Source organism: Alteribacillus bidgolensis, from assembly GCF_002886255.1.
In the GTDB taxonomy this organism is placed as follows: domain Bacteria; phylum Bacillota; class Bacilli; order Bacillales; family Marinococcaceae; genus Alteribacillus; species Alteribacillus bidgolensis.
Genome location: NZ_NJAU01000003.1, coordinates 353712 through 360369, shown reverse-complemented (window position 1 = coordinate 360369; position 6658 = coordinate 353712). Strand labels below are relative to the sequence as shown.

The 6658-nt window shown below is 44.0% G+C and carries 3 protein-coding genes and 1 pseudogene; 3 read left to right on the top strand and 1 reads right to left on the bottom strand.

Features of this window, described 5'->3' with window-relative positions:
* A pseudogene (locus tag CEF16_RS23105) lies at nt 1-327 on the bottom strand (transposase); the annotation flags it as partial.
* 809 nt (nt 328-1136) lie between these two features.
* Here CEF16_RS23105 and CEF16_RS23095 point away from each other — a divergent pair.
* From CEF16_RS23095 to CEF16_RS23085, 3 genes are read left to right on the top strand one after another with little or no spacing between them, the layout of a single operon-like run.
* Nucleotides 1137-3089 (top strand): putative thiazole-containing bacteriocin maturation protein, encoded by a 1953-nt coding sequence (locus CEF16_RS23095; RefSeq protein ID WP_091588176.1) that lies wholly within the window; start codon nt 1137-1139, stop codon nt 3087-3089.
* A complete protein-coding gene (locus tag CEF16_RS23090) occupies nt 3086-5032 on the top strand; it encodes a TOMM precursor leader peptide-binding protein (RefSeq protein WP_091588174.1) in 1947 nt (648 codons plus the stop codon). The genes CEF16_RS23095 and CEF16_RS23090 overlap by 4 nt, the downstream gene beginning before the upstream one ends.
* Nucleotides 5033-5051: 19 nt before the next feature.
* Complete coding sequence (locus CEF16_RS23085; RefSeq protein WP_091588173.1) at nt 5052-6632, top strand: SagB family peptide dehydrogenase; 1581 nt, start codon at nt 5052-5054, stop codon at nt 6630-6632.
* Nucleotides 6633-6658: the final 26 nt, after the last annotated feature.

Genomic DNA, 6658 nt, shown 5'->3' with positions numbered 1-6658 from the left:
TTGCTGATACCGAGTATTTGTGACGGTTGTTTCGGATCACATCTACTTTCGTCCCATGATCAGCGCGGCCTGCTTTAAAATATCATTCTCCATGGCAAGTTTTTGGTTCTCTTTCCGTAGTCGGATCAGTTCTTCCTGTTCGGGTGTGCGGTTGTCTTTCTCTTCAAAGGAACCAGTGGCCTGGGATTGGCGAACCCACTTATCAAAGGCAGATGGCGTCAACTCGTATTCTTTGATCATTTCAGCTCTGGGTTTTCCTGAAGCGTGCAGCTGGACGATTTGTTCTTTGAATTCTTTCGTAAAGCTTCTTCTTGCTCGTCTAGTCATATTCATTCTCCTCAACGTTTATTTGATCTAAGTCTATATGAAGAAATAATCCTTCTTTATCGATCCATCTCTGTAGTAATAAATGATAACCCAGTATAACAAGGGGAAGGTAATGTTTTTACTTTTACGAATGGATGGAAGGATGGATCTTTTTGCTGTTACCTGGCAAAGTCTCTAAAAAAATTTAAAAATTCATGCCTATTTTTTTTTTAATAAAAGCCCCATTTATTCTTTTGTTGAATAGGGTAGAACGGAAGGACCAAAAGAGGGAATCTCCTAAAAAATGAGAAGTAACTTTATGATTTCTTTTTACCAAAAGGGCTGAACAAATAAAAAAACAATGAAGAAAACGACGAACTACCCCTCTAAAGGTATTATGGCACAACTATTAATTTTATAAGTCGGGGGTATTAAAATGGATAATTTCAAAAAAGAACTCCAAGATTTGAGTGTTAACGAGTTTAAGGGAAGTAATGTGAGATCATGCGAAAATCAAGGCCCGTACATTTCACCATACAGTGGAGGCCACTGCCATCACTGCCATCACTGTCATCACTGTCATCACTGCCACCACTGTCACCACTGTCATCACTGTCATCACTGCCACCACTGTCATCACTGTCATCACTGCCATTGTTAAGGTGACAAAAAGTAAAAACGATCGTTTTTCAAAGAGAAGAGTCAGCCCCTGCATAAGTGCAGGGGTTTATCTCTGCTCAAATGATGAAAGTGGACAAACATGCAGTACATAAGATAGTGGAGGTGAGGTTTAGACTTAAGAATTATATTCATGGGTTAGGAGGAACGGAATGACAAATTTGGCCCCTTCTATGCGTCTAAAAGTGAAAAGGGACACTTTTTTCATCCCTGATTCAAATGATAGTGTGTATTTTCGAAATAACTCATGTTCGTTCCGTATAGAAGGGAGGACGATCAATCAGTGGGTTGAAAAACTCTTACCCATGTTCAATGGAGAACACACACTGGAGGACTTAACGAACGGATTATCGGTTGAGCATCGAGACCAGATATATAAGATCGCTGAACTGTTGTACCAAAATGGATTTGTACGGGATGTAAGTAAAGACCTTCCCCACCAAATGCCAGAACAGGTACTAAAAAAGTATGCTTTTCAAATTGAATTCTTGGAAAATGTAAGCGATTCAGGTGCACATCGTTTTGAGTCCTATCGTCAGGCTAAAGTGTTGGCTATCGGATCTGGCCCCTTTTTTGTTTCGTTGATAGCGGCATTGTTAGAATCTGGATTACCTAAAATCCATATGTTGATGATGAAGTCGGTACCAACAAATCGGCAGCGTTTGGAGGAATTGGCGGCTTATGCCAGTAAAACAGATCCACAGGTCGAGCTGGAGGAGGTTAGTCTAGGGTCAGAGAGCATAGACTCATTGCGGGAGGTTTTACGACCGTTTGATTGGATTTTGTACACCTCACAAGAGGGGGATATCGATGAATTACGTATTCTTCACACGTTTTGTAGAGAAGAGAAGAAAGTTTTACTTCCTGCCATCGTTCTACAGCAGGTTGGTTTAGCGGGTCCGTCGGTTCATCCAGATTCTGAAGGATGCTGGGAATCAGCATGGCGTCGACTACATCATTCTGCACTTTCTCAAGATTCGCAGTCATATGGCTCTTCATCAACAGCAGTAGCAACATTGGCCAATGTCATCGTATTTGAATTGTTCAAAAAGGTAACAGGTGTAGCAGAATCAGTACGAAATAATCAATTTTACTTACTGAATTTAGAAACGTTAGAAGGAAATTGGCATTCCTTTATTCCTCATCCATTGATAACCGAAACGTCAGCTAAACGGGTTCAGGATCCCGATCTGCTACTTGAACGACATTCAGGCAGAAATGAGTCGAGTGGATTGCTTTCCTACTTTAGTTCATTAACTTCCGAAATATCGGGGATTTTTCATATTTGGGAGGAGGGGGAGTTGAAGCAGCTTCCATTAGCTCAATGCCGCGTCCAGGTAGCTGACGCTTTGTCGGAAGGGCCGACTCCGCTTTTGACGGATATCACATGCACAGGTATGACGCATGAGGAAGCACGTCGGGAAGCGGGATTGGCCGGAATTGAAGCATATGTTTCACGAATGACCGAATTGCCCATTACGTCCCCTCAAAAAGAAGTAAATATCACGGTAGATTCACAGGAATTTGTGGGTGTGGGAGCGGGGGAAACGGTTGCAGAAGGCATAGCTCGTGGGTTGCAAAAGTGTTTGACCGAGGAGCTGGAAAAACAACGGGTGAATCAAAAACTTCGGGTTTTTCGTTTCCAATTAAATAAAGTAGAAGATGAACAGTGTCTATTTTATTTACAGGCCCTAACCACGATGAAAGGAGCACCGAAGCTCGGGATGGGAGAGGAAATGTGCGGTTTCCCTGTGGTTTGGGTTGGTACAGGAGAACACTGGTATAGCAGTGTAGGGTTGAATGTAACAATGGCATTACGGAAGGCGCTGCAACAAGCACTGTCGACGGAACAAAACAAAGCAGCATACCTCGAGACAAAAGAGTTAAAAAAGACTTCCGTTCTTTTGGAAGAAAAGGACTCGAAAAGTCTTGTCATACCAGCATGTGAAGAGACGCCCTCACGGGAGATGTTAAAGTCCGCTATGCAGGTCTTAAAATACCACCACAAGCAGCTGTTGGTCTTAGATCTAGCGCTGGAACCATTTTTGAAAAAACAACTGGCAGGTGTATTTGGTGTGTTGTTTCAAAAGGAGGAATCGAAGTGAGTGCTGTCGTGGTGATTGTTGGAGAAGGATTGTTGGCCAATTTCGTGTGCGGAGAACTGTCTTCCCAATACCAGGTCATTCGTTATACCGATTTGAAAGAAGAAATACCAGACACTACAGATTTAGCTTTGGTATTGCATGATGCCTGGCACCCCTCTGTTCACTGTGAGGCGGAAGAGGTGTTTCAATCGGCTGACATTCCTTGGCTGCGAGGGTTTGTTTCATTGGGCGAAGGTGTCATCGGACCACTGGTTCGTCAGGGTATGCCGGGATGCTCCCAGTGTGCGGACTTACGGCGCCTTATGGCAGGAATCGATAGGAAGGAGATGCGGGGACTGAAACAGAGACTGGCGTCTCACGGGGGAATCCCACATGATGCTTGGGCATCGCGTACGGGTCTTTTGCATATGGTTCACGTCATTGTGGCAGAGTCACAGAGAGTGCTGCAAGGTGAACGTCCTCACTTGGAAGGACGAATATTTTTTATCAACCTAAAAACATTAAAGAGCTCACGACACTTCTTCCTCCCCAACCCGCTATGTACGGTTTGTGGCCAATGGCCTAATCATTCATCCATAAATGTCCGAATTTCACTTCAACCAATTCCGAAGGTAAGCGAAGATGTCTACCGCAGCCGTTCGATCGATGAATTGAAAGAAGTATTAGTGAACGATTATCTAGATGATCGGACTGGTATTTTAAATCAGCAAATGCTTGATCTCTCATCACTTTTTGCTGATGCAGGTGTAAACCTGCCGTTATTTTCAGGTGATGTGGGAACAGGGGGGCGGACTCATTCCTATGAGGAAAGCGAGGTGACGGCTATTTTGGAGGGATTGGAGCGATACTCCGGTTTAGCCCCCCGTGGTGGGAAACTACCAGTTATCCAAGATAGCTTCAACAATCTCTCCGATCAGGCGCTCCATCCTGTCGAAGTCGGGGTTCATACGAAAGAGCAGTATGAACAGCCGGGTTTTCCATTTCGTGAGTTTGATCCTAACCGTACCATGGATTGGGTGTGGGGTTATTCGTTCTTGCATGAGCGTCCGATTTTGGTTCCTCTGTGGCTTCCCTATTATGGGCTAACTAATGAGGCAGGCTTTGTATTTGAAACTTCCAACGGATGTTCGTTAGGAGGAAGTTTGGAGGAAGCCATTCTTCATGGCATATTAGAAGTAGTGGAACGAGATTCCTTTTTAATGACCTGGTACGCCAAATTACCTGTCCCACGTCTTGACCCTTATTCTGCAAATGACACGGAATTGCGATTGATGGTCGACCGTTTGAAGATGGTGGCAGGATTCGATTTATATTTGTTTAACACGACGATGGAGAATGAGATTCCAAGTGTTTGGGCGTTAGCAAAAAACCGGAAACAACAGGGAGTGAATCTGATCTGTGCGGCCGGTGCTCATCTGGATCCGATACGAGCGGCAAAAAGCGCGATTCATGAGTTATCCAGTACAATGCTGATGCTTGACAAGAAATTTGATATAAATCGGGAAAAAGCGGAACGAATGTTTCACGACCCGTCTTTGGTACGACAGATGGAAGATCACTCCATGTTGTATAGCTTGCCGCAAGCAGAGGAGCACCTGAAATTTTTGCTAGATGAAAATTGTCCATTACAAACGTTTGATGAGCAGTTTAAGCGGAGGGAGGGGCATACGGATCTGACTGAGGATATAAAGAAGATTCTGCAACTGTTTCGACGCTTAAACCTCGATGTGATTGTGGTCGACCAGACGAGACCAGAAATAGGCCGGAATGGATTACATTGCGTGAAAGTACTCATTCCGGGGATGTTGCCGATGACATTTGGGCATCACTTTACCCGTCTGGAAGGACTAGACAGGGTGCTAAGGGTACCAGTAGAGCTTGGTTATGTAAAACAACCACTGACGCTTGAACAGCTCAATCCACATCCGCATCCGTTTCCATAGGCAGCGAAGGAGGAAAAGGATGAATTTAGAAGGATTTCTACACAATCTGCATTTTAATTCTGGTAAGATTAGCCCGCCGGACTGGGAGGTGGATTGGGAAGACGCACCGCTTCCATATAAGATTTATAGAGACTTGCCAGTATTTCCACTCTCTCAAGAAGTACCTCTAACGCTAAAAGAGCGGCAAGTGATAGTGAAACCAGACCTTCGTGAAATTGGCCATTTCCTCTGGTATATATTCGGTCTCACTCAATGTTGTCAATCCGTTGATGCCTTAGATTCTACAGAACAAACGGGTCTGATGCAATGGTTACGGAGATTTGTGCCCTCTGGTGGAGCGTTGTATCCAAATGAATTATACGTCTACCTAAAAATGGAGGATACACCTAATGGAGTCTATCATTATGATGTAGCGCATCACCAATTGGTATTGTTGCGCGAAGGTAATTTCGATTCATATCTATCTCAGTCCCTTGGGAATCGCTGTGATATGTCGGCTTGTTTTGGTACCGTTTTTGTTTCGACGATATTTTGGAAGAATTTCTTTAAATACCATAATTTTTCCTACCGCCTGCAAGGCCTGGATACTGGAGTAGTAATCGGTCAGTTGTTAGAAGTCACGAAAAGATTTGGCTTTTCATCGGGAGTATACTTCCAATTTCTTGATCGAGCCGTTAACCACCTGCTCGGGTTATCTGAACAAGAGGAAAGCGTGTATGCTGTTATTCCAATGTCATTGAAGCCCGAGACCACTTGGCGTGCTACAGAGAATGACAAAAACGGCACTGTCTCTAGCGCCGAATTGTGCCAGGAGCTAACACCGATTAGACATAATCACTATACCCGTTCGGAAAAGATCAAAGAGTATCCAATGCTTGTCAAAATGAACGAATCATGCCTGATGGAATCAACGGAATCGTTTCTTCAGATAGAGGAGAAGGAGAAAAGCATTAACCGTAAGGAGCAAACACTAACCCTTCCTAACGTGAAACGGTTCTCATATGATTTTGCATCGGTTTGCCGTAAACGCTATTCCCCGGGAATGGATTTTGTTCTGGGCAAAATAAGTCAACAGCAATTAGCCACTCTGTTGCAAGAAGCAACGGCTTCCTTCTCGTATCATAATGATTTGGATAGAGGACAAAAAAATTCCGGATATCGTGTCTCGTTATATGGCTGTTTTTATGGTGTTGAAGGTATTCCAGATGGTGCTTACCACTATGACAGCGCTACTCATGTGTTGCGACAGAAACGTCTTGGGGATCATCGGCTTTGGATTCAACAAGGAATGTCTCTGCAAGATGTGAATATGTTCCAAATTCCGATCTGCCTACATGTAGTAGGAAATCAAGACCACCTCAAAATGGAACTGGGGTACAGAGGGTATCGCATTCAACAGATCGAAGCGGGCATGCTCGTACAGCGTTTATTACTGGTATCGTCTGCTATTGGGTTAGGGGGACATCCGCTCCTTGGATTTAGTGCCAGTCTATGTGATGAGATCTACGGGATTACTTTGGAAGAAAAAACCAGCCTTATCCAAATTCCGATTAGTAGCTATCGTTTTCCTCACCGATTACAGGGAAGCTTACATGGATAGGGGGGAGAGAAGCAAGCTCTAAAATA

Bases quoted from the DNA above. Each gene is read 5' to 3' on its own strand.
- CEF16_RS23095 (WP_091588176.1), top strand. From the start codon at position 1,137: ATGACAAATTTGGCCCCTTCTATGCGTCTAAAAGTGAAAAGGGACACT.
- CEF16_RS23085 (WP_091588173.1), top strand. From the start codon at position 5,052: ATGAATTTAGAAGGATTTCTACACAATCTGCATTTTAATTCTGGTAAG.